Here is a 25,728-nt window from a genome sequence, read left to right on the forward strand (position 1 = left end):
AGTACGGAGCAAAAGCTTAGTACGGCAGTCGTTGACTGCCTGCTAAGCTTTTTGCTTTTTTATGGTCGAAGAAAACCGTGTGAATGAAACTCCATTCTTTTTCCGACGTATTGTTGCATACAAGGGCGCTTAAGTGTAACCTTAATGCATCTTAGCTATAATAGATGTGACGATGGTACTTGGCGCAGAAGGGGATGGCATGATGTTTAGCAGAACAGAGAGCTTAAAGCAATACATTCGGCTGTATCCGGTGAATACAGCCATTTTGGTCATCCAGCTGCTGGTTATGGCTGGAATGACGATATACGGATCATCGAAAGATAATTCGACCCTGATCCGGTTTGGAGCGATGTTCGATCTTCCGCGAATGGAGCCGGAGCTGTGGAGATATGTAACGTCCATCTTCGTTCATATCGGCTTCGAGCATTTGCTGTTCAACAGCTTTGCTATTTATGTATTTGCAGCACCGCTGGAGCGAATGCTGGGTTCTTTTCGCTATGCGGTGTTTTATCTTTTGTGCGGCATAGCCGGGAATATAGCCAGCGCTTGGCTGCACAAGGACTATTATATCGGTGCGGGGGCGTCGGGAGCCATCTACGGTGTATACGCCGCCTACTTGTATTTATCCGTGTTCCGCAAGGATTTGATTGATTACCAGACCAAACAGACGATACGCATCATTGTCGTCATCGGATTTATTTACTCTATCGTGGTGCCGAATGTTGACTTGTACGCACACTTAGGAGGATTCGTCGGTGGCCTGCTGGTTACCGCACTTCTGACCTTATTTATTAAGCGCAGAACTAGCATGCAGGAGCAAGTTCTTCATCAAGATGAGCACTATCAATAACAGAAGAGGCCGTATTAATGACATAGCGGCAGCCGGGACAGGATTATCTACAGCGTCCCGGCTGCTGCTATTTTTTATCTGGAAAAAAAGGACATTGCATGACCGGGAAGAATTACTACTAAATTGGAAAGCGCAATCAGAAAAGGAGGCACACAAATGGCTTGGCTTCATATGCATTATCATTCCGAAACGCTCCGCATGCCGGTACCCATGGAGGTTCTTCTTCCCCAGCATGTATCCGGAGGATCACGCAGGACAAAGGATCCGGGGCCTTACCAAACCTTGTATTTACTGCATGGAATGAGCGACGATCATACCGCCTGGATGAGAAGAACCAGTATAGAGCGGTACGTAGAGCGGCTGCCGCTCGCCGTTGTCATGCCTGCCGGGCATTTAGGCTGGTATACGGATATGGTGAACGGCCGTGACTATTTTCAGTTTATCACAGAGGAGCTTCCTGCTATTTGCGAAAGGCAGTTCCGCCTGTCCAGCTTGAGGGAGGACAGGTTCATCGCAGGGTTGTCTATGGGCGGTTATGGGGCCATGAAAGCAGGTCTGCTTGCCGCTGACAAGTACCGCTCTGCAGCTTCCTTCTCAGGAGCCGTGGATGTTTCTGATATGTACGACCGTCTCTCGCCGAATCTTGCAGAGGATCTATTCGGAAGCAAGGAATCGGTCCGCGGAAGCGTGAACGATCTGTTCACTGCAGCCCGCAGCCTCTCCCAATCAGGGAAGGCTAGTCCGGATTTATATATGTGGTGCGGTACGGAAGATTTTCTGTATGACGGCAATGTAAGGTTTAGAGATCACGTCAAAGCCTTGGGACTGCCTCTTACTTATGAGGAAGGTCCGGGGGGCCATGAATGGAAATGTTGGGATACATGCATAGAACGGGTGCTGCAGTGGCTGCCGCTGCGCAAATCTAGCGAAGGTTGATGGAGGAGGGACAACGATGGCTTTAATCGAAACGCATTTTTTCTCTGAGGTTCTGGGGATGGAAATGACGGTGAATGTGGTGCTGCCTCAAGAGAAATCACCCTATTCCGGTAACGGCAAGCTGAAGGTGCTGTGGCTTTTGCACGGGGGCTCCGGTGATGAATCGGCTTGGCTGCGCATGGGCAATGCGGAACGGTATGCCATGGAATACGGCTTGGCGCTTATTGTACCGGGAGGGCTGAATTCTTGTTTTACGGATATGGCTCACGGGGGGCGATTTTTTACTTACTTGACTGATGAATTACCGCGCATTCTGCGCCATATGTTTCCACGGCTATCGGAAGCCCGTGAGGATAATCTGATCTCCGGCTTCTCTAACGGGGGCTACGGATGCCTGAAGGCAGGGCTTGCGCGGCCGGATGTTTTCGGGGCGATAGGAGCGTTCTCGGCCGGCGACAAGACGGACGTCGTTTTTATCAACGATGGCTCGCGCAAGGCTAAGGATCGGATTCATCTGTTCGGCGACGGCAATATGAGGGGGACGGAGAACGATCTGCAGTATTTGGGCAGGGAAGCTCTCAGGAAGGATATCCCATTGCCGAAGGTGTATCACGCCTGCGGCAGTCTCGACCCTTGGCTGGATTTGAATGAGATCGTAAGAGACTTCTTCCAGGGACTTGAGGGCAATCCCTATCAATATGAGTACCATCAAGCGGAAGGCTACGGCCATACTTGGGAATTCTGGGAGATGGAGCTGGGCCGGTTCCTCGGCTGGCTGGGTCTGGAGAAGAGCGGTTCGCGGTACATAGGGATTTAGCGAATGAGTACCCACATTAGAGCCTTTCAGGAACAGGATCTGGACGCTATACATCGAATCTGGAATCAAGTCATTCAGGAAGGAGAGAGCTTCCATTGGACGGAACCGTTCTCCAGACAGCGGATCGATGAGATTATTAAGCGGCAGCTTGCGGTATATTGCGCTGTTCATGATACTGGAGTAGTGGCGGGTTTCTATATTCTTCATGATAATGCCTCAGGCAGAGGCAGCCATGTGGCTAACGCCTTGTACGCTGTTCACAAGGATTACAGACGGCAGGGCATCGGGAGAATGCTGGCACAGCATTCCATCGAAAGCTCCAAGCAGCATAGCTATCGGGCGATGCAGTTCAACTCGGTTGTATCTACTAATATTGGATCGGTGCAGCTATGGGAAAGCCTGGGCTTTCGACGCGCTGGAACCCTGGAGGGTGCATTCAGGAATCCTAAGGACGAGTTCGTGGATGTGTATGTCTACATGTTGAAGCTATAACGAGGCGGAGGGATATCCCTGTGATAAGAAAAGCAACCCTAGAAGATATACCGGTTCTGGTAAGGCTGAAGTATCAAATGTACGAGGAATCCGGCATGGCTTCGAGACTTCATCCCGATTTTGACCGATTGGTGGAAGCGGATTATAAGGAACTGTACCGGGCCGGAACGGCTCAGCATTTCGTGATCGAGCAGGATGGAGCGATGGTTGGATGCGCAGGAGGCTTTATCCGCAACGATGCGCCGTACCGCTATCTCAAGCTGCAGCAATATGGCTTTATAGCTGATGTCTACGTGGAGCCTGCGTATCGAAGGAAAGGGTATGCCCGTGCTCTGACGATGGAGGTTCTTGCGTGGTTCGCAGAACAAAACATCCGTCTCTACAGGCTTGGGGCTACGGATGCGGCAAGGCCTCTATATGAATCTTTGGGTTTCACGGCAACCAATGAGATGGGAATGTATCGTTAGGCCGCTTGAGCAGCTTATAGCAAAACCTGGTCGATCATGGTATAGTGAAGCGTACTGATTGGAGAAAAGGGGACTTCATAATGATCGATCACATTGTATTGGTGAAATTCGGCGAGAGCACGACACAGGAACAGCTTCAAGAGGTTGTGGACCGGTTTAAAGCGCTCAGAAGCGAGCTTACCGGCATCGTCGACCTGCAGGCAGGCATTAATTTTTCCGAGAAAAATCAAGGGTACCAGGTGGTGCTTTCCGTTCGCTTCGAGAACAGGGCAGCGCTTGAAGCCTACGGGCCGCATCCGAAGCATCAGGCTGTCGCTGCTTTTATACGAGAAGTGGGCCGGGTAGACAGCATCGTCTCTGACATCGAGATTTAGTGCTGCCTCCTTCCTGCACAACGCATGGATCTTTGGCTTAGTTTGGGAGCTCCCGCTCCGGCTAGGCCTTTTTTTGATCCTATAGCATTATTAATTTGGTGCACCCCCGTAAGTGCCCGAATCAGCTTCGAAGGTGAGGCCACTGCTTTGTGGGGGGTAATTTGATTTGTTTCAGCAAATGGGCGGCCGATAATTTGAAAAAAAGGCCGATTTATGCTATAATTGAGTTAATTTCGAGGGAAAAGGAGGTGAATGTGTATGTTATCTCGCGTTATCTCGTCCAATCGTTGGTTATCTTTGATTTTGATTGTAGTGTTCATGCTGTTTGCTACACCTACACCCAGCCTGGAGTCCAATGTAAGCGAATCGGCACGCACGTCGGTCCAACAAGGAGTCGAATATTTTTCGAGCAAAGCTACCGTACGCAAGCTCAATTCATCCTCAGAAGCGATGCGATGGAGCATGCTCTTCTCCGTGCTTTCCTTTCTTTTGGCAGGTTTGGTTAGAGTCATACGCCGCGTTTGTTCAGAAGCCCACCTTACGTTTCAACCCCTGATTGCCCGCCGACTCCTTCGGCAGAAGTTAACCCCAATCAAATTCACTTCCCTCTTCGTTTAATTTCCAGAGTTATCCACACTATTTTTTCTCATAGTACCGTTGCTAAAGCCATTTTTTTAAGCATCATCCCAATGGTTTCTTTGTGATGTTCAAATTTGTCCTTCACTATATCTTAGAATCCTATATCAGGCTTAGTGCCCGAGCTCCATAGCTTCTTTTTGCGAAAAAAAGGGAGCTATGAGGGTCTGTTTGCTGCTGCCTGAAAATCCAAATATAAGGAGGATGGTGGGAGTATGACCATTCGTGAAACGGATCTACCCGGAATCGGCAAAAAATTTCAGATGACGACGCGAGGCGGAGAGAAGCTTGTCATTGTCGTCCATGACGACGGAAGACGCGAATGCTTTCATTATGATCATCCCTTAGCGGATGAATATGCGTCCATGATTTCCCTTGATGATGAGGAGGCGCGTTTTGTGGCCGGCATTATCGGGGGAATGACCTATAAGCCCAAGGCGTTGGAAACGATAGAAATGGCGCTGGATGATTTAATCATTGAGTGGTATCGGGTGGAAGCGGATTTTGCTTCCGTCGGAAAAACAATCGGGGAGCTTGATATACGCCAGGCATGCGGAGTTACCATTATTGCTGTCGTAGAGAAGCTTTCGGGAGTCAAGCAGATCAACCCGGGACCCGATATCGTGCTTGCTGCGGATTCTATCCTGATCGTTGCTGGAGAGAGGAGGCAGCATAAGCAGTTTAAAACAATTTTGACGAATGGATGTGATGGAACGAATGAACTACATCGTATTTGAAATAGGGATAGCGATTGCGCTTATCGCCCTGTCCGGATTGCTGTCGGCGAAGCTTCGTTTCTCCGTCATTCCGTTTTATATCTTGGTGGGTATGGCCGTAGGGCCGCATTCCTTTGAAATATGGCATATTGATCTCAGATTCATCTCCAGTGCGCCGTTAATCGAATTTTTGGGAAGAATCGGAGTCCTGTTCCTCTTGTTTTATTTGGGACTGGAGTTCTCGGTGGGGAGGCTGATTCGTTCCGGGAAGTCCATTGTTGTCGGAGGCACCATCTATATACTGATCAACTTTACTCTTGGACTGTTATTCGGCTTCATGGCCGGGCTTCCTATGCTGGAGCTGCTTGTTGTAGCGGGCATAACGACGATATCGTCGAGCGCAATAGCGGCCAAGGTGCTGGTCGACTTAAAAAGGACGGCTAATCCCGAGACCGAGATGATTCTTGGCATCATTATGTTCGAGGATGTATTCCTGGCCATCTACATTTCCATCATCTCCGGTCTGATCCTAAGCGGCTCGTCTTCACTTGGCGGGATCCTTCTATCTGCAAGCGTTGCCCTTGGCTTTATGCTGTTTGTATTGATCGTGGGCCGCAAGGCGGTTCCGTTGTTGAACCGGATGCTCAATATTCGATCTAATGAGCTGTTCCTGCTTGTGATTTTCGCGGTGCTGTTTGTTGTCGCCGGCTTCTCCGAAACGATTCATGTAGCAGAGGCGATAGGCGCGCTTCTCGTCGGCCTCGTGTTTGCCGAAACGGAGCATCGCAAACGAATCGAGCATCTGATCCTGCCGTTTCGCGACTTTTTTGGCGCCGTCTTTTTCTTCAGCTTCGGTTTGACGATTGATCCCACTACCCTTGGGGGCGCGGTATGGCTGTCCCTCGGAGCGGTGCTGCTGACGCTGGCAGGTAATTTTGCCGCAGGGCTATGGGCGGGTCACAGTGCAGGGCTATCCTCTAAGGCCAGCATCAATATCGGCTTTACCATCGTCGCCAGAGGGGAATTCTCGATCATTATGGCGAACCTGGCAAAGGCAGGAGGCCTGCTGCCGGTCATTCAGCCCTTCGCGGCCCTGTACGTGCTGATTCTTGCCGTCATTGGACCGCTGCTGACGAAAGAGACGAAGCATATTTACCGTATTCTCGACCGGGTATTCCGTCTGTCTGCGAAGGAGGGGCACAAGGAACGAAGAGAACAGGCGGTTACTCCCGATAGATGAACCTTTGCTGATCGTCCGCAAGAAGCGATTTCTAACTCATGATAGTGAGGGGGAATTCCATTGAGACATATGAAGGACGTCCTATGGGGGCTTGTCCATGATTCCACATGGAATCGGTCGGTAACCATTCAAACGGGCTGCGCGGAAGAAATTATGGAAGCTATCCAGCGAACATTCGGGCGGGAGGCGGAGATTACAGCTGCCAGGAATAACGGGTACGGAGTGACTATCCACACGTTGAGGCTAGTGATATCCCGTCTGGAGGAAACGGAGCTGACTGATCTGATTATGCAAATCGACGTTGAAGCGGTTGTCGATGTCGTTCCGGCTTACGGAAGGGAAGTGAGAAGGGGGAGATGGAAGCGGCATACCAAGAGCGACTTGCCTGACGTATCCAAATATGGAAATGAGCTGTCGGATTAAATAACGAAGAACCTTAGCCTAGCATAAGCGGCTAAGGTTTTTTTAACAGTATAGCAATTACAAATTTCGGGGCTCCCCGCAAAGTACCTCACTCGTCCTCGAAGCCGCAGCCTCTTCAGAATGTCAGCCTTATTTTACGTCCCGGTAGACGATTTTCAGACCGATGACTTCGCCTGTCTGTGCGTTGACGTCGGCGTAGCCTTTATAAAAATAGCTGCAAGCGCCCCATACGAAGCAATACTTCGCTGATATGTCCTTGCCGTCGATGAAGTAAGGCTGTTTGACCACAAACCGGTAGCTAATCGTGTCCACACCATCCGGAGAGGGACGGTTCGCTAATATTGCCTCGGACTGGTAGTGGGGAAGAGAAGGGAAAAAATGTCCCTCTGATCTTGTTTCGTCTGCATCATGTTCCGGCAAATCGACGGGCTTGGCCCATCCCGCATGGCCCGCCGAGATTTCTTTGATAGAGAGAACGACCCCGGGAAGCTCCCGGCTTAACGTGCTCTGCAGAGCAAAATGGATCCGTTGATCCAGACTATGTCTAACGATGAAGAAAAGCAGAAGTCCGATAAGCGGAGTGCACACTATAGTCTTCCAGTTGAATTTATAGCGGAGAAGCAGCAGCAGGAAGCATGCCAGACTCAGAAGCATGACCATGCCTGCAATAGAATAGAACAGCAGAGGATGATTCGTATTATGAAGCAAATAATAGAAGAGTATGACGAATGCCAGCAGCAAAACCCACGTAACGAATAAGCCGCTTCGTTTGCCCATATAAGTACTCCAATCAACTAAGAATCGAATGATCAAAAGAAAGCTATCCCAATTCCTGGAACCCCACCATCATAACACGTCCCCATTTCAAACGGCAATCAGGAAATGCCATTGGCTGTTTGCCCCGAGATATTGTACGATAGGTAGAAAACGGAGCCGAGAAGGAGGGAACGGTCCGATGAAGCGCTTTGCAATTCCTTTTTTCCAGAATGCGGTCAATTGGAAGATTAAGCATAAAGTATTTTCACTCATTTCTTTAATCATGGCGGTTTGTTTCCTCATCACCTATTTTTCCTTGCAATATGCTTATTCGATCTACGACGAGCAGCTTTATTCCAAGTCGTCTCAGCTCCTCAACTTGTCCTCCAGCGGAATTGAGAACGAGCTGAAGAAGATGGACCGGCTGTCGTTCAGCATTGCGACGGATTCGCAAATTCAAAGCCTGCTGCTCTCCATCACCCCGGATACCCCGGAGTTTGAGAAGCTGCGGCTGCGCTCGTATATATCCGACAAGCTGGTTCAATACGCAGGCTATGAGAAATATATTTACTCCATCGAGGTTACCGATTTGCTGGGCGAGCAGGCATTGGCGGGCCAATCGTCCACGGTATCGAAGGAAAAGAAGCAAATCATATTGGATGAATCGGCCAAAGGGTCCGGGGAAATCCGCTGGATTCTTCCCGACTCGGAGGATACCAATCTGATAGCCGCGCGGGAAATCCGGTCCTATCAGAACCAAAACTTCAGTCTCGATAGGATCGGTACGGTGGTGCTGCGCATCCGGTTCGAGAAAATCGTAGATGACGTCATAGCGGGCACGGAGCTGAAGAACGGAGAGATGCGTATCGCTTCCGGAGACCATATCATTTACCCGACCAAGCCGGATGATGACCTGAGCTCCTTCGTCCCGGTTACTGACCAATGGCATCATAACTATGAGATCAAGCAGTTCAACGGCCGTTCGTACTTCTGGACGCAGATTCAGTCAGGCTATTTGGGCTGGGCCTACCACAGTCTGGTTCCCTATGATACGATTTTTCAAAAAATCATCCTGATGAAACGGTTCCTCCTCTTCGGGTTTATCGTCAGTCTGCTTGCGGTGATGGCTGTCGCCATCAATTTTGCAAGAAGTCTGACCAGGCCCATTGAAGATTTGATCGGCCGCATGAAGCAGGTGCAAAAAGGGGACTTCAGCCTGACCGAATCGGACTCGGCGGACACGGTCGCGCTGCAAATGGATGAGGTGGGTCAGCTGCATAGAACGTTCCGTATCATGATGCAGCAGATTAATGAGCTGATAACCGAAAATTATGCCAAGCAGCTGACCATTAAAGAGACTCAATTTAAAGCGCTTCAAGCGCAGATTAATCCGCATTTTTTGTACAACACGCTGGAATCGATCAACTGGCTGGCCAAGACGAACGATCAGCCGCAAATTTCCAAGATGGTCGAGGCACTAGGCTTTTTGCTCAGGAGCTCGATCAGCATGAGGGAAACCTTGATCACGGTGGAAGAGGAATTGGAGATCGTGATGTGTTATATTACGATTCAGAAATATCGCTTCGAGGAACGGCTGATGTTCGAGATGGACATTCCGGAAGAAGCCAAGCAGCTGAAGCTGCCCAAGCTGACGCTGCAGCCCCTGCTGGAGAACTCGATCCATTATGCGCTCGAGCAGATGCTGGAGCCGTGCCGCATTCGCATTTATACAAGAAAAGAGCCCGGCAAGATGATCATGGTCGTAGAGGATAACGGACCGGGCATGAGCGCGGCCCTGCTGGAGCAGGTGAGAAGGGGCGAGGCACGGACACGTGGGAGCGGCATCGGTCTGAAGAACATCGAGGAGCGAATCAAATTGGCTTATGGTGAAGATTACGGCATCCGGCTGGATAGTCAGCAGGACCATGGGACAAGCGTCTCCATCATCATTCCGGATGAAACGAGGGATTAACATGTATAAAGTATTGCTGGTCGATGATGAGCGAATCATTTTGGACGGCATATCGAAGATTGTCAAATGGGAGCAAGCCGGTACGGTGCTTGCAGGAACGGCCCGCAACGGAATAGAGGCTTATGAGAAGATTGAGGAGGACCCGCCGCACATCATCATCAGCGATATCAAAATGCCGGGAATGGACGGGCTTCAGCTTGCTGCGAAGGTATCCTCTCAATATCCGCATATCAAAATCATCCTGCTCTCCGGCTTCGGAGAGTTCGAATATGCCCAGTCCGCGATCGAATACGGAGTGAAGCATTATTTGCTGAAGCCGTGCAATGAGAACAAGATCATGGAGGTTCTCGAGGAGTTGGTCTCGGAGCTGAATCAGGAACGGCAGAGCGAGCAGTTCATAAGCACCATGAAGGAAGGCTTGGCTAAAGTACTGCCCCACGTGAAGGAGCAGTTTCTCAAGGAATTCGTGACGAATAAAACGTACGGAAACCGGGACTGGGAATATTTCAGCCACTTATTCCAGCTGGATTTGGGCGACCGCAAGGTGAGATTGATTTTGTTCCATCTCAATGGCCCGTTCGAATTCGAGCATCTGTTTGCGGTGAAAAATATAGCCGAGGAGCTGCTGGAGAACAATGTGCTGAGCTCGACGGTCGGCGATCATGTGCTTATCGTCGTGGAGGATACGATTACGGTAAGTGCTTTACAGGAACGAATCGGTCAAATTCGGGAGACCTTTCTGAAGTACTATAAGATCGATTTGACTATAGCATTAAGCGAGGCAGGGGAAATTATACAGGCCCGCAGTTTATACAAGCAAACGCTGGAATGCTTGAACTACCGCTTTTATCTCGGTGAAGGCAGCTTGATTACGAAGTCGGATGTTGTCGGGCTGGGCCTAACAGAAAGCGACGAGCTCGGGTTTAACGAGGACAATTTGATCATGCAGATTAAGACGGGGAACCGTCAGGAAGCGGCTCATGAGATCGAGCTGTTCTTCCAGCGGCTGTCGGAGCTTCGCTCGAATATTACAACGGCCAAATCCTATGTGATTCAGCTCTTTATGGAGATGATACGGCTCGGAGACTCTGAGAATATGCACCGATATATGGATAAAGTCGTGAAGCTGATGCAGCTGGATACCCTGCAGGCGATTCAGACGTTGTTCAAAGAAACGGCGGAAGAGATCGCTTCGAGTCATTATGAGCAGACGAAGAGCAAGCACAGCGCTATCGTGAGCAAGGTCGTGGATATTATTAACGAGCATTTGGCCGATCCCGAGCTGTCACTGAACTGGGTGGCTCACCAGATGCTGTATATGAATCCGGATTATTTGGGGAAACTATTCAAAAAAGAGACCGGAGAAAAGTTTTCCAACTATGTGATGAGGGTGCGGATATCCAAGGCTATCGATCTATTGCATCAAAAATCAGACATCAAAATCTTTGAGCTTGCCGAACAGCTCGGCTTCGGGGACAACCCTCAATACTTCAGTCAGGTATTTAAAAAATATGCAGGATGCTCTCCATCGGAATATTTGAAAACGACGTAGCGTTTTTTCTGCAATATCTCTGTTTTTTAAACAAGGTTGACGGTTTTTTTAATTCTTTTTCCTGGTCCAAAACGAGATAATAGCAATGTGAAGACGAAGAACAGGGGAGGAAATAGAGATGAAGAAAGCGTTGCCAATGGTGCTGTCGTTGTCGATGATTTTAACCGCTGCAGGTTGCGGAGGAGCGGCTTCCAACGGGGATGCCGGCAAGAAGACGGATGCGGTGAGCTCGGGCTCCGGTACGGACAGTAAGGATCCGGTAACCTTGCGTATTGCATGGTGGGGCGGTCAGGCAAGACACGATTATACCCTGAAAGTAATAGAGCTTTACCAACAAAAGCATCCTAACGTAAAAATCGAAGCGGAATACGCGTCATTCGACGATTACTGGAAAAAGCTCGCTCCACAAGCGGCTGCTAACGGATTGCCGGATATCATTCAAATGGATATGTCTTACTTGAGCCAATTCGGCGGCAGAGGCCAGCTGGAGGATCTTCGTCCTTATACGACCAACGGCAAGCTCGATATGAGCGCAGTGAACCCGAACACGCTGAAAAGCGGCGAGTACGACGGCAAGCTGTACCAGATTGCTCTGGGCGTGAACGCTCTCGGAGCGACGGTTGACCCTGATATGCTGGCTAAAGCAGGTGCAAGCATGCCTGCCAAAGACTGGACTTGGGATGACCTCGATGCATTGGGCGCCAAGCTGAAAGGCAATGGCAAAATCCTGATGGACTATTTGCGATATGATGTCTTCTTCCCGTATTACCTTCGTACAGTAGATCAAAAAATGTACAGTGCTGACGGTACCAGCCTAGGCTATACAGATGATAAACCGTTCATTGATTACTTCAAACGTTACCAAAAAATGTATGATGCCGGTTACTTGCTAAGCCTGGATAAGCTGGCTCAAAAGAAATCCACTCCTGAAGACGATGAAATGGTTCTCGGCAATGCATTCGGCAGCTTCGCATGGTCCAACCAATACGTAGCATGGTCGGCTGCGGCCAAGCGGAATACGGATCTGATTCCGATTCCAGGTCCGAACGGCAAGAAAGGCTTGTTCTTGAAGCCTAGTATGGGCTTCTCCATTACGAAAAACTCGAAGCAAAAAGACGAAGCAGCCAAATTTATCGACTTCTTCATTAACGATATCGATGCTAACAAAATCATTAAGGGCGAGCGCGGCGTACCTATCTCCTCCAAGGTGAAGGAAGCGTTGAAGCCTAGCTTGACTCCGGCTGAAGCCAAAGTATTCGATTACGTAGCTTGGGCTGAAAATAACAGCAGTCCTATGGATCCTCCGAACCCAGTCGGTTCTGTTGAAGTAGAGAAGCTGTTGAAAGACTTGAGCGAGCAAATTTTGTATAAGAAAATTTCTGTAGAAGATGCTGCGGCGAAGTTCCGTAAAGACGCCAACGCGATTCTGGCCAAAAACAAAAAATAATCCAAGAAGCGGATCAAGACAGTCTCCTGCGAGAAGTCTGGTCCGCTTTTTTTCATCTCGCCAACGGATTTTTGAACAAAGCCGGAGTCTGTTTTTTAAACAAAATGAACGGTTTTTTGCATTCTTCTAGGAGACGCCAGTCTTTATAATGAAACTATAGAGTTAAGAGAAGAACAGCAAACTACATGCATAGGGGTTGAATTCCATGAAGCTGCGGGACAACAACAATGTCGTCGGATACGTGTTTACCGCTCCGTTTATCATCGGCTTTCTCATCTTCACGTTGTATCCTATTTTATCATCATTGTACTACTCGTTTACCGAGTATAACTTGATGGAAGCTCCCCGATGGATCGGGTTTGACAACTATATCAAAATTTTTACGGATGACGACAAAATATGGAAGTCATTTCAAGTTACGTTTACTTACGTGTTCGCCAGCGTCCCTCTCCGCTTAGGCTTCGCGCTTCTGGTAGCGATGCTGTTGAATAAAGCGGCGCGCGGGATCGGCGTGTATCGTTCGGCCTACTATCTTCCGTCCCTGATCGGCGGCAGCGTCGCTGTCTCTATCATGTGGACGCAAATATTCGGCGACAAAGGGCTCCTGAACTCCTTCCTTGGAATGATAGGGATCCACACGGAAACGTCCTGGATCGGAAGCCCGGGCACGGCATTATGGACGTTGATCGCCTTATCGGTATGGCAATTCGGTTCTTCCATGCTGATCTTCCTTGCAGGCTTGAAGAACATCCCGGCATCCCTGTACGAAGCAGCCAGTGTCGATGGAGCGAACGGCATCTACAAGTTTTTCAAAATTACGCTTCCGCTGCTTAGCCCGATCATTTTGTTCAACCTGATCATGCAGACGATTTCCGCTTTCATGACCTTTACACCGGCCTATATCATATCGCGAGGCGAAGGCGGACCGCTCGATAACACGTTATTGTATTCCTTGTACTTGTACCGCAGAGCGTTCGTATTCTTCGAAATGGGCTACGCTTCGGCTCTTGCCTGGATCATGCTCATCATCATCGGGGTCATAACACTCGTCATCTTCAAATCATCCAAGTACTGGGTGCATTACGAGGCGAAAGGAGACAAATAAGATGGCTGGAAGCAAACAAATTTCAAACGTCTTCTATCACTTGATCGTAGGCTTACTGGCATTGCTCATGCTGTATCCGATCATTTGGCTGGCGGTAAGCTCGCTGAAGCCCAACGATGAAATCTTCTCCCAGGCTTACAGCTTGATCCCCAGTCGTCTTGAATTCGTTAACTACGTAACGGGCTGGAAGGGATTTGCAGGCAACAGCTTCGGCACGTTCTTTAAAAACTCGTTCATCATCGTTATTATTTCGACGATCGGCGCTGTCGTTTCTTCTGCGCTCGTTGCTTACGGCTTGGCACGAATCCCGTTTAAGGGAAGCGGTTTCTGGTTCGGCTGCGTGATGATGACGATGATGCTGCCGCACGACGTTACCGTGATTCCGCAATACGTTATGTTCGCCAAGCTGGAATGGCTGTCTTCGTTCAAGCCGATTATCGTACCAAACTTTTTCGGAGTTCCGTTCTTTATCTTCCTGATTATGCAGTTTATCCGTACCATTCCGCCAGAAATGGATGAAGCGGCCAAAATGGACGGCTGCAATAAATATTCGATCTTTTTCCGGATTATCGTTCCGATGATTATTCCATCGCTGGTTACGGCAACGATCTTCCAATTTTATTGGAAATGGGACGATTTCATCAACCCGCTGCTGTATTTGAACAAGCCTTCGCTCTATCCGGTTTCCTTGGCTTTGAAGCTGTTCCTGGACGGAGAATCGATTAACAACTGGGGCGGAATGTTCGCGATGTCCACGCTGTCGCTGCTTCCTATCGTTATTGTGTTCTTTATCTTCCAAAAATATATCGTCGAGGGTATCAGCACCAGTGGTTTGAAAGGGTAAAAATGAGTCTGAAAAACTTGAGTCTGTTCGGAGCTTCCGGCAGACTCTTCTACTTAGAGGAGGAGTTATGGATATGCCAGCACTTATTTATGACGAACAAGAAATCAGAACGGTGATCGATCGTGTCGTTCGCCGCACATTCCAAATGGATTTTAACTGGGATTGGCCGGGCGGAGTCGCTTTCTACGGTGTGGCGGAAGCATATGAAGCGACAGGGAACCTGGAATATATCAAGCTGCTGCAGGCTTGGGTGGACGAGCAGTTGGAGGACGGTTTGCCGAAGCTGACCGTAAACGGAGTTTCCATCGGTCATTCGCTTCTCAGCTTGTATAAGGCGACAGGGGAGCAAAAGTACCTGGATTTTGCCATTCAAATGGCGGATTTCCTGAAAAATGACGCAGAGCGGTTTGCAGACGGTATTTTTCAGCACACGGTGAATTCCGAGGACTATAACTTCCCGGAGCAAGCCTGGGTAGATACGATGTTTATGGCAGGGTATTTCCTGGTCCGAATCGGAACCCTGTTAAACCGCAGCGATTATTTGGAGGACGGCATCAAGCAATATCATGGGCATGAAGACTTTTTGCAGGATCCTTCGACCAATCTGTATTATCATGGCTGGGATAACCTCGCCCAGAGCCATATGTCCGGTATTTATTGGGCCCGCGGCAATTCCTGGGCGGCCATCACGATGGCTAGAGCCTTGAAGTTAATTCATGTGACCCATCCATCCTTTATGGTCATTGAAGGCTCCTTACGGGATCAGCTAGCTGCTCTGGTGCGGCTGCAGTCGGATTCGGGGCTATGGCATACGGTGCTGAACGATCCGGCCTCCTACACGGAAACATCCGGCTCGGCCGGGATTGCCGCCGCATTGATCTCGAGCGGAAAGATGTACAACAAGTATGTCAATAAATCCATTACAGGCATATTGGGGCGCATTGACGAGGACGGATCGGTGAGAGGCGTTTCTGCCGGAACGGCTGTCATGCGCGACGCAGAAGGATACAAAGGGGTTCCGTACAAACGGGTACAGGGATGGGGCCAAGGCTTGGCGCTGGTCTTCCTGTCATCGCTGTTGACGCGGCAAGAGTGGTAATAAACAGGTGGAACGATGCCGGCTGAAAAGCCGGTAGATTGTAGAGAAACCTGTAGAGCTTGAACTATTGCCAATACATTCCGATGGGGTATGCCCCTCCAGCCGCTGTTGAAACCCGTGAAATAAGATTATATTTAATGGTATTTTCACGGGTTTCAAAGGCGGACGTAAACTCCTCCGAGGCATACCCCACCCCCATATGCAGCAAAGTTCTCGCAAAAAAGAGTTTCTCAACAATCTGATGCCGGCTGAAAAGCTGGCATTTTTGCGTTCGACGGGAGAGGCCCATCCTATTTTTTTAGAGCCGCTATGCGGACGCCCTATCCATCTGATAAGGGTGACGTATGATATATCAAATTCCGAGGAGGTGGTTTCCTGTGCCGATCAAGAACGGAAAGCAGTATGTCGATCGCTTGAACAAATCCAATGCGCATGTCTGGGTCCGTGGGGAGCAGGTGAGAGGTCCTATAACGAGCCATCCTGCTTTTCGCGGACTCGTCGCTACCCAGGCCTCATTGTACGACATGCAGGGACAGGACGAATATAGGTCACGGATGACTTATACGTCTCCGACATCGGGCGATCCGGTAGGGCTTTCTTTTCTTAGACCCGAATCGAAGGCTGATCTGGAGAGGCGAAGAGTCATGATGTCGCTTTGGTGCGATCGCCATCACGGATTATTGGGCCGAGCACCCGATTATATGAATACGGCCATCATGGCGTTCGGCGCAGCAGCGGATCTGCTGAAGGAGAATCATCCGCAATATGCCGAGAACATGAAAAAGTACTATGAGTATTGCCGGGAGAACGATATTACGCTGTCCCATGCGTTTATCCTCCCGCCAACCGCAAGAATGTCAAGCTTCTTGCGGACCTTGGAGGAGCCGGATGCCCCGAGGGTTATCGAGAAGACGAAGGAGGGGCTTGTAGTTAGCGGAGCTTTCTTGCTGGCAACCCAAGGGGCTACAGCGGATGAAATCCTGATTTTCCCGCCGGCGCTTCCTTCGTTTGCTGACGAGAATCCGCATGCTTTCGCCTTTGCGATACCCAATAACCTGCCGGGCCTCAAATTGATTTGCAGAGAGAGTTTGGTCGCCGGCGATTCGGAAGCGGATTATCCGCTTAGCTCCAGGTTTGAGGAGATGGATGCGTTAGTGGTGCTGGATCATGTCGTCGTTCCCCATGATCGTGTGTTTGTATACGGGGATGAGGCGGTGCTGAGCCAATTTATCGAACAAAGCCATTTCCATACCCATGCTACGCATCAAGTACTTTGCAGGTGCATCGCCAAGACGGAATTAATGCTTGGAGTTGTCGAATCCATTATCCAGGCACTCGGGCTCCGTGCCTATACGCAGGTTATCGAGAAAGCAGCGGAAGTGATGACGATACTGGAAAGCTTAAAGGCATTGCTGATTGCTTCAGAGGCTCTCGCACAACCGGATCAATGGGGGACTATGCTTCCGAATCCAAGCTCTCTCTATGCGGCAAACTGTCTGTATCCTAAAGTGATTCCGCGCTTAATGGATATTGTTCAGCTGCTTGGAGCCAGCGGCCTGGTGATGATTCCTAACGATCAGGATTTCAAGTCGGAAATCGGAACGGATCTATCAAGGTATTTAAAAGGGATCGAAACGGATGCGCAGCTCAAGGTACGCCTGTTCCGGCTGGCATGGGAGCTAAGCACCAGCTCCTTTGCAGGAAGGCAGAGCTTGTATGAGAGGTTCTTTTTTGGGGATTCCGTAAAGGTGTCCTCGCGGCTCTACAATAACTACACGGATAAGGATGTTCTTGCGGAAAAAGTGAAGAGTATGCTGAACTAATGCTGCCCAGATAGATGAGCTATCAAACCTCTCCGGGAAGTCAAGTCATGCGAAGGGGGAGAATAGGCTAGCAAGCTAGTTTTGGATTGGATAAAGGTCGGATTGCCTGGGAGCCGGTCATTCCCGGTATTGTGGTGCCTGTCAGCTTCTTTCCCAAAAGAATGTGGCAAGGGGACTTTCGGATTCCGGCTGTATGGCCGGAACTGCGACCGCTCCGGCAATCGGACGTTCGACAATTGTGGTGGTTCCGCGCTCAGCGCCATCTGCCATATTGATATTTGAAGTAGCTTACGAAAAGCAGAATGGCCGTTAGGATATGACAAATCATGCCTACAATTGGAATCCATGCGATGCAGGAGGTAATGATACCTGCGATACTGCCGTGGATATCCTTGTATTCCTTTAAAGCCAGCACGAGGGTAATAATATGAAGCACAAACATAACAAACAAAGGCGTGTAGCTGAATCCGATGACAATGGACCCTCCCAAAAGCGGGATTCCCAAGATCCCTTCCAGTAAAGCAGTTACAAGCATAGCAATTCTTGCATTACTCATGGTTTGCACCCTTTCCCTTCCATTTTGACCCAACGCTTTGATGATTCGTCTTCCCGTTTCAAATTCCTCTATCCTGCGAATAAAATCTTATTAAATTCCCAAAAAGCACCAATGGAACACGTTAACATGATATAATAGAGCGATTTCATTACGGGAGGATTCATTACCTATGGGGACTATGTTTCTTAAGGATGGGACTGTGCCTCGCTCCCTCAGGATCGCCTTTTTGGGGGACAGCATAACCGATAACGGACGATATATTGCGTTTTTACACGCTTATTTTGCCCAGTATATGCCGGAGCAACACCTGACATTCATCAATCTTGGCGTCAGCAGTGAAACCGCTTCGGGACTTAGCGAGCCGGAGCATCCGTTTCCTCGGCCTTGTATTCATGAGCGAATAGAAGCTGCGCTTAGAGAAAGCCGACCGGATTGGGTTGTCGCTTGCTACGGGATGAATGACGGCATCTATCATCCCTTATCGGAGGACCGCTTTGCAGCGTATCGGAGCGGGATGCTGTCGCTGGTACATAAGATCAGGCAGGCCGGTGCCAAGGCTATTGTGATGACGCCGCCTCCATTCGATGTCAAATCGATCAACAGGGAATTGGCAGAACAGCCTGGCGGGGAGGAAGCAGCCTCTTCCTATAGCTGGAAAAACCCTTATGCCAAGTATAATGATGTTTTGAAAGCGTATGCGGAATGGTGCCTGACTCTTCAGGACGAAGTGGATGCAGTCGTTAATATTTATGATCCGTTGGCCAAGGATTTTGAGCAGGCTCATGCGCAGAATCCGGATTATTCTTCCGGAGACGGCATTCATCCGAATGCAAGGGGACATTGGGTTATTGCCCGAACCTTGCTGGGCCGTTTATTCAATATTACATTGGAGCGGGTACCGGAGTATGTATCACAGCCGGAAAGCGAGCAGCCTCAATGGTTCAGGTTGGTCCTTGAACGTCACCGCATGCTGAGTGCAAGCTGGAAGGAGCATGTTGGGCACACGAATCCCAACAAAACGCAGGCGCTTCCATTGGCTGAAGCTCTCGATAGAGCAGCGGAGCTGGATTTGCAGATCCAAGGCGCCGTGACTGAGTACAATAGGGTGAACCTCAAGACCTTTTCCGAGTGGAAAGGATACCGGCGTACGGATACTGTCTTCGAAGGGCGGGAGGCCATCATCATTGAGCCGAAAGACGCTGCCGCCGGACAGCCTTGGATATGGAGAACGGAATTTTTTGGCGCTTTTGCCTATGCCGACAGGGTGCTGCTCGAGCAGGGCTGGCATATTGCCTATTACAGAATCAGTCATATGTACGGATGTGCCGGAGCTGTGGAGCGGATGCGGCGGTTCCACACCTATGTTATGGGGCAGTTTAGCCTTGGAGACAAACCGGCATTGTTCGGCTTTAGCCGCGGCGGGCTGTATGCGGTGCAATATGCGGCCGCTTATCCGAGTGATGTCCTGGCGCTTTACCTGGACGCGCCTGTTCTTGACATTTCCAGCTGGCCTGGAGGGAAAGGAAAGGGCAAGCCGTCGCTCCAAAACTGGGAGGACTGCCTGGTGGTATACGGGTTAACCGAATCCACCGTAAAAGCTTTTAAGGGCAATCCGCTGGACAAGGCAGAGATCTTGGCCAATGCGGGAATTCCAACCCTGATTGTCGCGGGGGATGCGGATGAAGTGGTTCCTTTAGAGGAAAATACGGCGGTGTTCGAGAGAAAGCTGAGCCAGCTCGGCGGTCGGCCGCAGGTGATCCTGAAGCCCGGTGTCGGGCATCATCCTCACAGCTTGGAGCAGCCGGAGCCCATTGTTGAATTTGTTCAATCTGCTTATACGAGAGCACTTCATCTACAATAACAAACAAAGAACGCTCCGAAACTGGAGCGCAGGGTTGTTGAGAAGCCTTGTTTTGCGAGAAATATGCTACATATGGAGGTGGGGTTTGCCTCGGAGGAGTTTACGTCCGCCTTTGTTCTCAGGAAACACCCGCTAAGAAAATATAATCCAAGATTCCCGAGAACAACAGCGGCTGGAGGGGCATACCCCACTGGAGTATATTGGCAATAGTTCAAGCTCTTTAGGGTTCTCACCAAACAAAAAAACGCTCCCGAAACCGGAGCGTTTTTTGTTCTACATCGAACCCATAGCCATCTTCCCTTGAGAATGACGGTACAATTGGTCGTAGTAGCCTTGCTTTTCAAGCAGCTGAGTATGATTTCCTTCCTCTACGATTTCCCCCTGCTTCATCACAATGATACGATCCGCCTGCATAATCGTTGACAGCCGATGGGCAATGACGAGCGTGGTTCTGCCGGCGGAAACGACATTCAGCGCCATTTGGACCAGCTGCTCCGTCTGGGAGTCGAGATTGGCGGTTGCTTCGTCGAGAATGAGTATTTTCGGCTGGAACACAACAATCCTTGCAAAAGAGATCAGCTGCCGTTCACCGGCTGACAGCCCGCTTCCTCTCTCCGAAAGCTGCGTATCGTAGCCGTCCTTTAACCGCTGAATTAGCGAATCCGCTCCTACGAAGGTACAGGCTTCAATGACTTGCTCGCGGCTGATCGATTCATCGAACAATCTTACATTGTCAATGATGCTTCCTGAATAGAGAAACGGTTCCTGCTGAACAAGGCCGATGATCCGGTGGAGCTGCTCCTGCGGAATGCTTTGAATGTCGGTGCCGTCGATGAGAATGCTTCCCTTAGTTACATCATAGAATCGGCATAGAAGGCTCATCAGCGAGCTTTTGCCTGCGCCGGTCGTTCCTACGATACCGATCATTTCCCCCGCACGGATATGCAGATCCAGATCGCGGATAACCGGAATGCCTTCCTGGTAACCGAATTGAACGTGATTATAATCGATTTGGCCCTTAACCTCCGCCATGTTGATTTGGGCAGGGGATTCAGCATCTTTAATATCCGGTTTCACCGAGAAAATCCGGTACAGCCGGTCCATGGAGACCGTCGTGGATTGTAGCGTGTTCCATTGTTGGGTAATGGAGTTGATAGGCTGGAAAAACTGCCGAATATACGTTATGAACGCATAAAGAACACCGAATTCTATAGAATGATGGAATACCGCCATGCCCCCGATCCATGTCAAGAAGGCGACGGACAAGTTGCCCAGAATGTCAAATGAACGGTTAAACAGCACATTGGTGCGAATTTCCCGAAGATTCGCCCGGTAGTACCGGTTGTTTTGTTCCGTAAATCGCTTATCCTGCTCCTTCTCCTGGTGGAATGCCTGAATCAAATTCATGCCGGCCAAATTTTCGGCTACGAAGGCGATCAAACGGGACAGCTGCGTGCGCGCGATCTGGTAGGTTTTGCGCATATAAGAGCGAAAGCCGATGGCTATGACCGCGATAATAGGCAGCAGAATCATGCTGTATCCGGCCAGTACAGGATCCAGATGGAACATCAGGAGGATGATGAACACCAGTGTCATCCCATCCCGGATCAAGCTTAAAAATACTTGAGTGAAGAACTGGTTCAGCGATTCTGTATCGCTCGATACGTGGGTAACGAGACTGCCGCTCTGGAACCGGTCGAAGAATGGCATCGACAGCTTGGATATATGCTCGAACAGCTCTTTACGTATCCGGCCGACAATGCTTTGTCCCGTATACTGCAGCAGATTGTTCTGAATATAGGTGAACACAAGGCTGATGACGGATAGCAGCAAATACACGCCGCAGATCCAGATCAGCATGCTGAAATCGTTCTTGCCGATCAGCAGGTTGTTATCGATCGCGATCTTCACCAAATAGGGCTGGAGCAAATCAGCCGCGATCACAAGCATAGTACAGCAAAAAATTAACAGGAACTTCCAGCGGTGAGGCTTCGCATAAGCCAAAGTGGAACGAAAGGCAGCCCGGCGGTCTTCCTTGCTGACATGGTAAGCGCTGCTGATTTCCTCCTGCGGTTTCATCTTACCGGTTTCCTTCGGCATATCGGGTTCCCTCCTCCTGAATGGAATACAGGGTTGCATAAATTCCGTCCTCCGCCATCAATTGATGGTGAGTCCCTCTTTGAACGATTCTTCCCTCATCCAATACGATAATTTCATCCGCGTGCTTGATAGCGCTGATTCGATGGGCGATAATAATCGTCGTTTTGTTTTTCCGGCCCAAGCGAAGATTTTCGATGATCTTCGTCTCCGTGACCGCATCGACTGCGCTGACGCTGTCATCCAGGATCAGGATGGGCGCATTTTTGATGAAGCCCCTGGCCAGACTCGTTCTTTGCCGTTGACCGCCGGATAAGGTAACCCCGCGTTCACCGAGCTTCGTCTCGAATTGGTCGGGGAATTCCATGATATTATCGTAAATTTGCGCCTGTTTGGCCGCTTTGGCGATGGCATCGAAAGCGGAATCCCTGTTGAAGAAAGCAATGTTGTCTCGAATGGTTGTACTGAACAGAAAGCCGTCCTGGGGAACATAGGCGATATCATTACGCAGACTGTTCAGCGTAAGGCTGCGGATGTCTTCGTTGCCGATCGTAATCGTCCCGGCCGGAGGATCGTAGATGCGCAGCAGCAGCTTGACGAGGGTTGTTTTGCCGCTTCCTGTTTTTCCGATGATCCCGACGGTCTTGCCGGGCTGAATGGTCAGATTAATATCATGCAAAGCGGATTTGGAGGAATCCGGGTATGCAAACGTTAAACCTTTGATGCTTATCCCTGCAGAATGAAGCTGAAGCGGCTTGGCCTGAGGCGCTTCCTGAATATCCGGCTTCAAATCCAGAAGCTGATTGATTCGCTCCAGCGAAGCCCGGGATCGCTGCATCGTATTGATAACGTTGCCAATTTGTTGAAGCGGGTTCACCATCATGCGCAGGTACAAGGTTAGAGAGACGAAATTACCTAAAGTTATTTGATGCTGAATCGTCAGATAGCCGCCGTACAGAATAGAGACAATCAGAGACAGCGCTCCCAAAAAAGGAAGGATGGCCTGAAACAAAGAGGAGAGCCGGACTAACCGAAGCTGGTTCTCTGTAATGTTGTCGACGGTTTTGCCGAACCGGTTACGCATGATGCCCTCGACCGCGAACTTTTTAGTTACCCGTATGCCGCCGAACTGCTCCTCCGCCGATTCGGTCATTTTGGCCAAAGATTCCTGTACCTTCAACGACCGTTTGCGAATAAGCGGCCCGAAGTATACGACGACAAAAGGAATGGCGAGAAGTGGAATAATACAGACGAGAATGAGATATAAAGGAATAGCGGATAAAGACATCATGACAATAACCGATACGATAAGGATGACCGCGTTCGTCGTTTGGTTGAAGCCGCTGGAGATGGACTCCCTTACACTGGTCACATCGTTCATCACGTAACTTAGCAGCCTGCCGACGCCGTTCTTGGAATAGTAGCTTTCGCTAAGCCTCAGAAAATGCTGGAACAGCCTGCGTCGGGTAACAAATTCAAACTTTCTTCCGAGCCGCATGACGGTGTATTGGCCGAGTCCGGCCAAAATTCCGTAAATCAGACCGATTTCCAATAAAAGCACACTGTAATGAACAATGGTGCTCTGGGTGATCCCATCCGATTGCAGCTGATCAGTGAAGTTACCAAGCACCTTCGGATAATAAGATTGCGTGATATTTGCAACGCTGATGAGAACAATAGCCAGTAAATAAAACATCCAATGAGCTTTCAGGTAATCCGCGAGCAGTCGCCGTTGTTTCAATACAATCCACATCCTGTTTGTTTTATGGTCTCGATTTTTTATTATACTTCGGCACACTAAATATTTCACCCGCTCTTAGCATACTTCAGGTGGTATATTCCGAGCGGTACCCTGAGAATAGAAGTATAACAGCTGTAATTCTTCCATTTTCTCCTTTTTACGGCTGTTACAAGGTCCATATGAAAAAAGGACAAAACGGACGAACCAGACCATCCGACTTTGTCCTATATGTAGAAGACATAAAACCATTTACTTCATATCTTTAGAGTGATCATTGCTTGCGCGGTCCTCTCTCTTAAACTCCGGATCCAATGGAATGTGGGGGCTGTTAATAAACGAGCTTGCGGGCGTATCGAAGTAGGAGGAGCTTGCGATGCGTTCCGTGTCTCCAACGAGAACCACCGATGCGCCGCCGACGCCGCTTATCTTCATATCACCGACACGAATACACTTATTATTTACGGTCATTTTCAAGATAGACCTCTCTCCTTCCAGAAATGGATGAATACATGGGAACACCCGTCATAAACTACATTAAGGACATTTTATTATAAAGGATGTCGTGTTATGCCGGCTTTAGTTGGAGTGATTAATGTGAATATGATTACCGGAGTATTCAATGTGGGCGACGCTGGAATTATATCTCCAAGTACGTTTAGTACAACATATGCGGGCGGGGGATCGTTCAATTCCGGCAATACGTTGAATATTCACAATGAGCCGACCGTGATCAACGTCTATGATTCTGCAGCATACGAGCAAAGAAGCCTTACCGCCGCACCGAGTATTACGAATATCCAGGAGGAGGGGCAGACATCATGAACTTGTTTATCCAGCAAAACATTGTGATTCATACTTTGAGAATCGAAGCGATATCGAACTCATCGGTCCTTCAAATCGGCAGCGCCGGGATTATCAAGCCGATATCGCAGCTGTATAATACAGGAGGCTTCACGGGGCCTGCTCCGGCTGCCGGAGGATCTGTAGTTCCTTTCATACCCTTATCATCACCCAGATTTTAAGAATCGAGTTGTGGCTTTCCGCAGCATAAACCCGGCAGGTATTGTGGGAGAGGTTGATCGATATGTACTACTTGAGCCCGGAAGTGATGCGCTACTTACAGCAGGTAAATGAGTGCTTACAATACCAGAATCAGCAAATTCAACAGCTGAACGAGTATATTCAATATCAGAATGAGCAAATAAAGCAGCTTAATGACAAAATGGATGGGCTGATGAAGGAAATCAGCGATATGAAGAAAAAGCCCTCCAGTGAACCCTCCATGGTCCGCAACGAATATAAGTTTGACTTGTTAAAGGTGGAGAAACTCGAAGGTACGTTGAACATTGGCATTAACCCGAATGCAAAGGATTCGGACTCCTCTATAGACGAATACTCAGTCGGACAGTCGGTAAGTACGCCATCCTCGGATGACACAAGTTCTTCACCGGATTATGAAGGGGTTCAAAGTCAGGTTGACGATTATTTCAGCAGCGATGCTTACCGGGCTTTGGAGTATTACGAGCAGATGTATCAGAATCCGCTGGATGAACCGTACCGGAAGTTTATTATAGAGGATGTTAAGAAACAAATAGACAAACGAATCCAGTATTATATGGCTAAGATGGGATCAGACCGGAATCATAACGCGATCTTTGAAGAGGTCAAACGCGATATTGAACGCACCTTCGAAGCATTTATCAAAAATTTACCGCGCAGAGACGGAGGGTTCTGATGGAATTTGAAGTGATTAACGGCGAGCTTCATGTCGGCTCTATTGACATTACCTACCTAAGTACCGCATCCGTGTTCCTTGTAGGGGATATCCGGACCATCACCCTGTACGGCGCTTTCGAAACACCTCCGGAAAAAGTGATTGTTGGAGTAACGGTTCTTCCTTTCGTTGAATAGGTAGCATTAAGGT

General features: G+C 49.3%; 27 protein-coding genes. 22 read left to right on the top strand and 5 right to left on the bottom strand.

Annotated elements, in window-relative coordinates; genetic code table 11:
- Window positions 1–199 precede the first annotated feature (199 nt).
- The 10 genes from GGC63_RS23720 (at window position 200) to GGC63_RS23765 (ending at window position 6,951) form a co-directional block, all read left to right on the top strand.
- Window positions 200–850: a rhomboid family intramembrane serine protease gene (locus GGC63_RS23720; RefSeq protein ID WP_225948447.1), complete on the top strand. Its 651-nt coding sequence runs from the start codon at window positions 200–202 to the stop codon at window positions 848–850.
- A gap of 156 nt (window positions 851–1,006) precedes the next feature.
- Complete coding sequence (locus GGC63_RS23725; protein ID WP_192704435.1) at window positions 1,007–1,786, top strand: alpha/beta hydrolase; 780 nt, start codon at window positions 1,007–1,009, stop codon at window positions 1,784–1,786.
- A gap of 16 nt (window positions 1,787–1,802) precedes the next feature.
- Window positions 1,803–2,603, top strand: coding sequence for an alpha/beta hydrolase (locus GGC63_RS23730; RefSeq protein ID WP_192704436.1), 801 nt, complete (start codon window positions 1,803–1,805; stop codon window positions 2,601–2,603).
- A 3-nt stretch (window positions 2,604–2,606) separates the two neighbouring features.
- The gene (locus tag GGC63_RS23735) at window positions 2,607–3,095 is read left to right on the top strand and encodes a GNAT family N-acetyltransferase (RefSeq protein ID WP_192704437.1); all 489 of its coding nucleotides are present in this window, start codon (window positions 2,607–2,609) and stop codon (window positions 3,093–3,095) included.
- 20 nt (window positions 3,096–3,115) lie between these two features.
- Entirely contained in the window at window positions 3,116–3,562 is a 447-nt protein-coding gene (locus GGC63_RS23740; protein WP_192704438.1) for a GNAT family N-acetyltransferase, read from the top strand.
- An 80-nt stretch (window positions 3,563–3,642) separates the two neighbouring features.
- Window positions 3,643–3,936, top strand: coding sequence for a Dabb family protein (locus tag GGC63_RS23745; RefSeq protein ID WP_079910897.1), 294 nt, complete (start codon window positions 3,643–3,645; stop codon window positions 3,934–3,936).
- Window positions 3,937–4,194: 258 nt separating this feature from the next.
- Window positions 4,195–4,554: a hypothetical protein gene (locus GGC63_RS23750; protein ID WP_192704439.1), complete on the top strand. Its 360-nt coding sequence runs from the start codon at window positions 4,195–4,197 to the stop codon at window positions 4,552–4,554.
- A 233-nt stretch (window positions 4,555–4,787) separates the two neighbouring features.
- Complete coding sequence (locus tag GGC63_RS23755; RefSeq protein WP_192704440.1) at window positions 4,788–5,309, top strand: cation:proton antiporter regulatory subunit; 522 nt, start codon at window positions 4,788–4,790, stop codon at window positions 5,307–5,309.
- A complete protein-coding gene (locus GGC63_RS23760) occupies window positions 5,290–6,528 on the top strand; it encodes a cation:proton antiporter (protein ID WP_192704441.1) in 1,239 nt (412 codons plus the stop codon). Before GGC63_RS23755 ends, GGC63_RS23760 begins: the two co-directional genes overlap by 20 nt.
- A gap of 60 nt (window positions 6,529–6,588) precedes the next feature.
- Window positions 6,589–6,951 carry a hypothetical protein gene (locus tag GGC63_RS23765; RefSeq protein ID WP_192704442.1) on the top strand — a complete coding sequence of 121 codons (363 nt, stop codon included), beginning with the start codon at window positions 6,589–6,591 and terminating at the stop codon, window positions 6,949–6,951.
- A gap of 129 nt (window positions 6,952–7,080) precedes the next feature.
- On the opposite strand, the gene GGC63_RS23770 is transcribed toward GGC63_RS23765, so the two are convergent.
- The gene (locus tag GGC63_RS23770; RefSeq protein WP_192704443.1) at window positions 7,081–7,728 is read right to left on the bottom strand and encodes a hypothetical protein; all 648 of its coding nucleotides are present in this window, start codon (window positions 7,726–7,728) and stop codon (window positions 7,081–7,083) included.
- A gap of 178 nt (window positions 7,729–7,906) precedes the next feature.
- Between GGC63_RS23770 and GGC63_RS23775 the strand changes: the two genes are divergently transcribed.
- The 7 genes from GGC63_RS23775 to hpaB all read left to right on the top strand — a co-directional run bounded on the left by GGC63_RS23775 (window position 7,907) and on the right by hpaB (window position 17,549).
- Window positions 7,907–9,679 carry a sensor histidine kinase gene (locus tag GGC63_RS23775; RefSeq protein ID WP_192704444.1) on the top strand — a complete coding sequence of 591 codons (1,773 nt, stop codon included), beginning with the start codon at window positions 7,907–7,909 and terminating at the stop codon, window positions 9,677–9,679.
- A gap of 1 nt (window position 9,680) precedes the next feature.
- The gene (locus GGC63_RS23780; protein ID WP_192704445.1) at window positions 9,681–11,231 is read left to right on the top strand and encodes a response regulator transcription factor; all 1,551 of its coding nucleotides are present in this window, start codon (window positions 9,681–9,683) and stop codon (window positions 11,229–11,231) included.
- Between the two features lie 118 nt (window positions 11,232–11,349).
- The gene (locus GGC63_RS23785) at window positions 11,350–12,678 is read left to right on the top strand and encodes an ABC transporter substrate-binding protein (RefSeq protein WP_192704446.1); all 1,329 of its coding nucleotides are present in this window, start codon (window positions 11,350–11,352) and stop codon (window positions 12,676–12,678) included.
- Between the two features lie 205 nt (window positions 12,679–12,883).
- Window positions 12,884–13,783 (top strand): carbohydrate ABC transporter permease, encoded by a 900-nt coding sequence (locus GGC63_RS23790; protein ID WP_079910889.1) that lies wholly within the window; start codon window positions 12,884–12,886, stop codon window positions 13,781–13,783.
- Between the two features lies 1 nt (window position 13,784).
- Window positions 13,785–14,627: a carbohydrate ABC transporter permease gene (locus tag GGC63_RS23795; protein ID WP_079910888.1), complete on the top strand. Its 843-nt coding sequence runs from the start codon at window positions 13,785–13,787 to the stop codon at window positions 14,625–14,627.
- A gap of 73 nt (window positions 14,628–14,700) precedes the next feature.
- Window positions 14,701–15,726, top strand: coding sequence for a glycoside hydrolase family 88 protein (locus GGC63_RS23800; RefSeq protein ID WP_192704447.1), 1,026 nt, complete (start codon window positions 14,701–14,703; stop codon window positions 15,724–15,726).
- 377 nt (window positions 15,727–16,103) lie between these two features.
- Window positions 16,104–17,549 (top strand): 4-hydroxyphenylacetate 3-monooxygenase, oxygenase component, encoded by a 1,446-nt coding sequence (gene hpaB, locus GGC63_RS23805; RefSeq protein ID WP_192704448.1) that lies wholly within the window; start codon window positions 16,104–16,106, stop codon window positions 17,547–17,549.
- 253 nt (window positions 17,550–17,802) lie between these two features.
- Here the strand turns inward: hpaB and GGC63_RS23810 are convergent, their stop codons facing one another.
- Window positions 17,803–18,105: a hypothetical protein gene (locus GGC63_RS23810; RefSeq protein WP_079910885.1), complete on the bottom strand. Its 303-nt coding sequence runs from the start codon at window positions 18,103–18,105 to the stop codon at window positions 17,803–17,805.
- Between the two features lie 169 nt (window positions 18,106–18,274).
- Here GGC63_RS23810 and GGC63_RS23815 point away from each other — a divergent pair, with 169 nt between their 5' ends.
- Window positions 18,275–19,966 (top strand): GDSL-type esterase/lipase family protein, encoded by a 1,692-nt coding sequence (locus GGC63_RS23815; protein WP_192704449.1) that lies wholly within the window; start codon window positions 18,275–18,277, stop codon window positions 19,964–19,966.
- Window positions 19,967–20,239: 273 nt separating this feature from the next.
- On the opposite strand, the gene GGC63_RS23820 is transcribed toward GGC63_RS23815, so the two are convergent.
- The 3 genes from GGC63_RS23820 to GGC63_RS23830 all read right to left on the bottom strand — a co-directional run bounded on the left by GGC63_RS23820 (window position 20,240) and on the right by GGC63_RS23830 (window position 24,278).
- Window positions 20,240–22,045: an ABC transporter ATP-binding protein gene (locus tag GGC63_RS23820; RefSeq protein ID WP_192704519.1), complete on the bottom strand. Its 1,806-nt coding sequence runs from the start codon at window positions 22,043–22,045 to the stop codon at window positions 20,240–20,242.
- Window position 22,046: 1 nt separating this feature from the next.
- A complete protein-coding gene (locus GGC63_RS23825; RefSeq protein WP_192704450.1) occupies window positions 22,047–23,804 on the bottom strand; it encodes an ABC transporter ATP-binding protein in 1,758 nt (585 codons plus the stop codon).
- 249 nt (window positions 23,805–24,053) lie between these two features.
- Window positions 24,054–24,278: a spore gernimation protein GerPD gene (locus tag GGC63_RS23830; protein ID WP_144027862.1), complete on the bottom strand. Its 225-nt coding sequence runs from the start codon at window positions 24,276–24,278 to the stop codon at window positions 24,054–24,056.
- 93 nt (window positions 24,279–24,371) lie between these two features.
- On the opposite strand from GGC63_RS23830, the gene GGC63_RS23835 reads away from it, so the two are divergent.
- The 4 genes from GGC63_RS23835 (at window position 24,372) to GGC63_RS23850 (ending at window position 25,715) form a co-directional block, all read left to right on the top strand.
- Window positions 24,372–24,626 carry a spore germination protein gene (locus tag GGC63_RS23835; protein WP_079910881.1) on the top strand — a complete coding sequence of 85 codons (255 nt, stop codon included), beginning with the start codon at window positions 24,372–24,374 and terminating at the stop codon, window positions 24,624–24,626.
- The gene (locus tag GGC63_RS23840; protein WP_192704451.1) at window positions 24,623–24,826 is read left to right on the top strand and encodes a spore germination protein GerPB; all 204 of its coding nucleotides are present in this window, start codon (window positions 24,623–24,625) and stop codon (window positions 24,824–24,826) included. The genes GGC63_RS23835 and GGC63_RS23840 overlap by 4 nt, the downstream gene beginning before the upstream one ends.
- Window positions 24,827–24,888: 62 nt before the next feature.
- A complete protein-coding gene (gene gerPC, locus GGC63_RS23845; protein ID WP_192704452.1) occupies window positions 24,889–25,539 on the top strand; it encodes a spore germination protein GerPC in 651 nt (216 codons plus the stop codon).
- On the top strand, window positions 25,539–25,715 hold the full coding sequence (locus GGC63_RS23850) for a spore gernimation protein GerPD (protein WP_192704453.1): 177 nt from the start codon (window positions 25,539–25,541) through the stop codon (window positions 25,713–25,715). The genes gerPC and GGC63_RS23850 overlap by 1 nt, the downstream gene beginning before the upstream one ends.
- The last annotated feature ends 13 nt before the right edge of the window (window positions 25,716–25,728 follow it).

It is taken from the genome of Paenibacillus sp. OAS669, assembly GCF_014873645.1.
GTDB lineage: Bacteria > Bacillota > Bacilli > Paenibacillales > NBRC-103111 > Paenibacillus_S > Paenibacillus_S vulneris.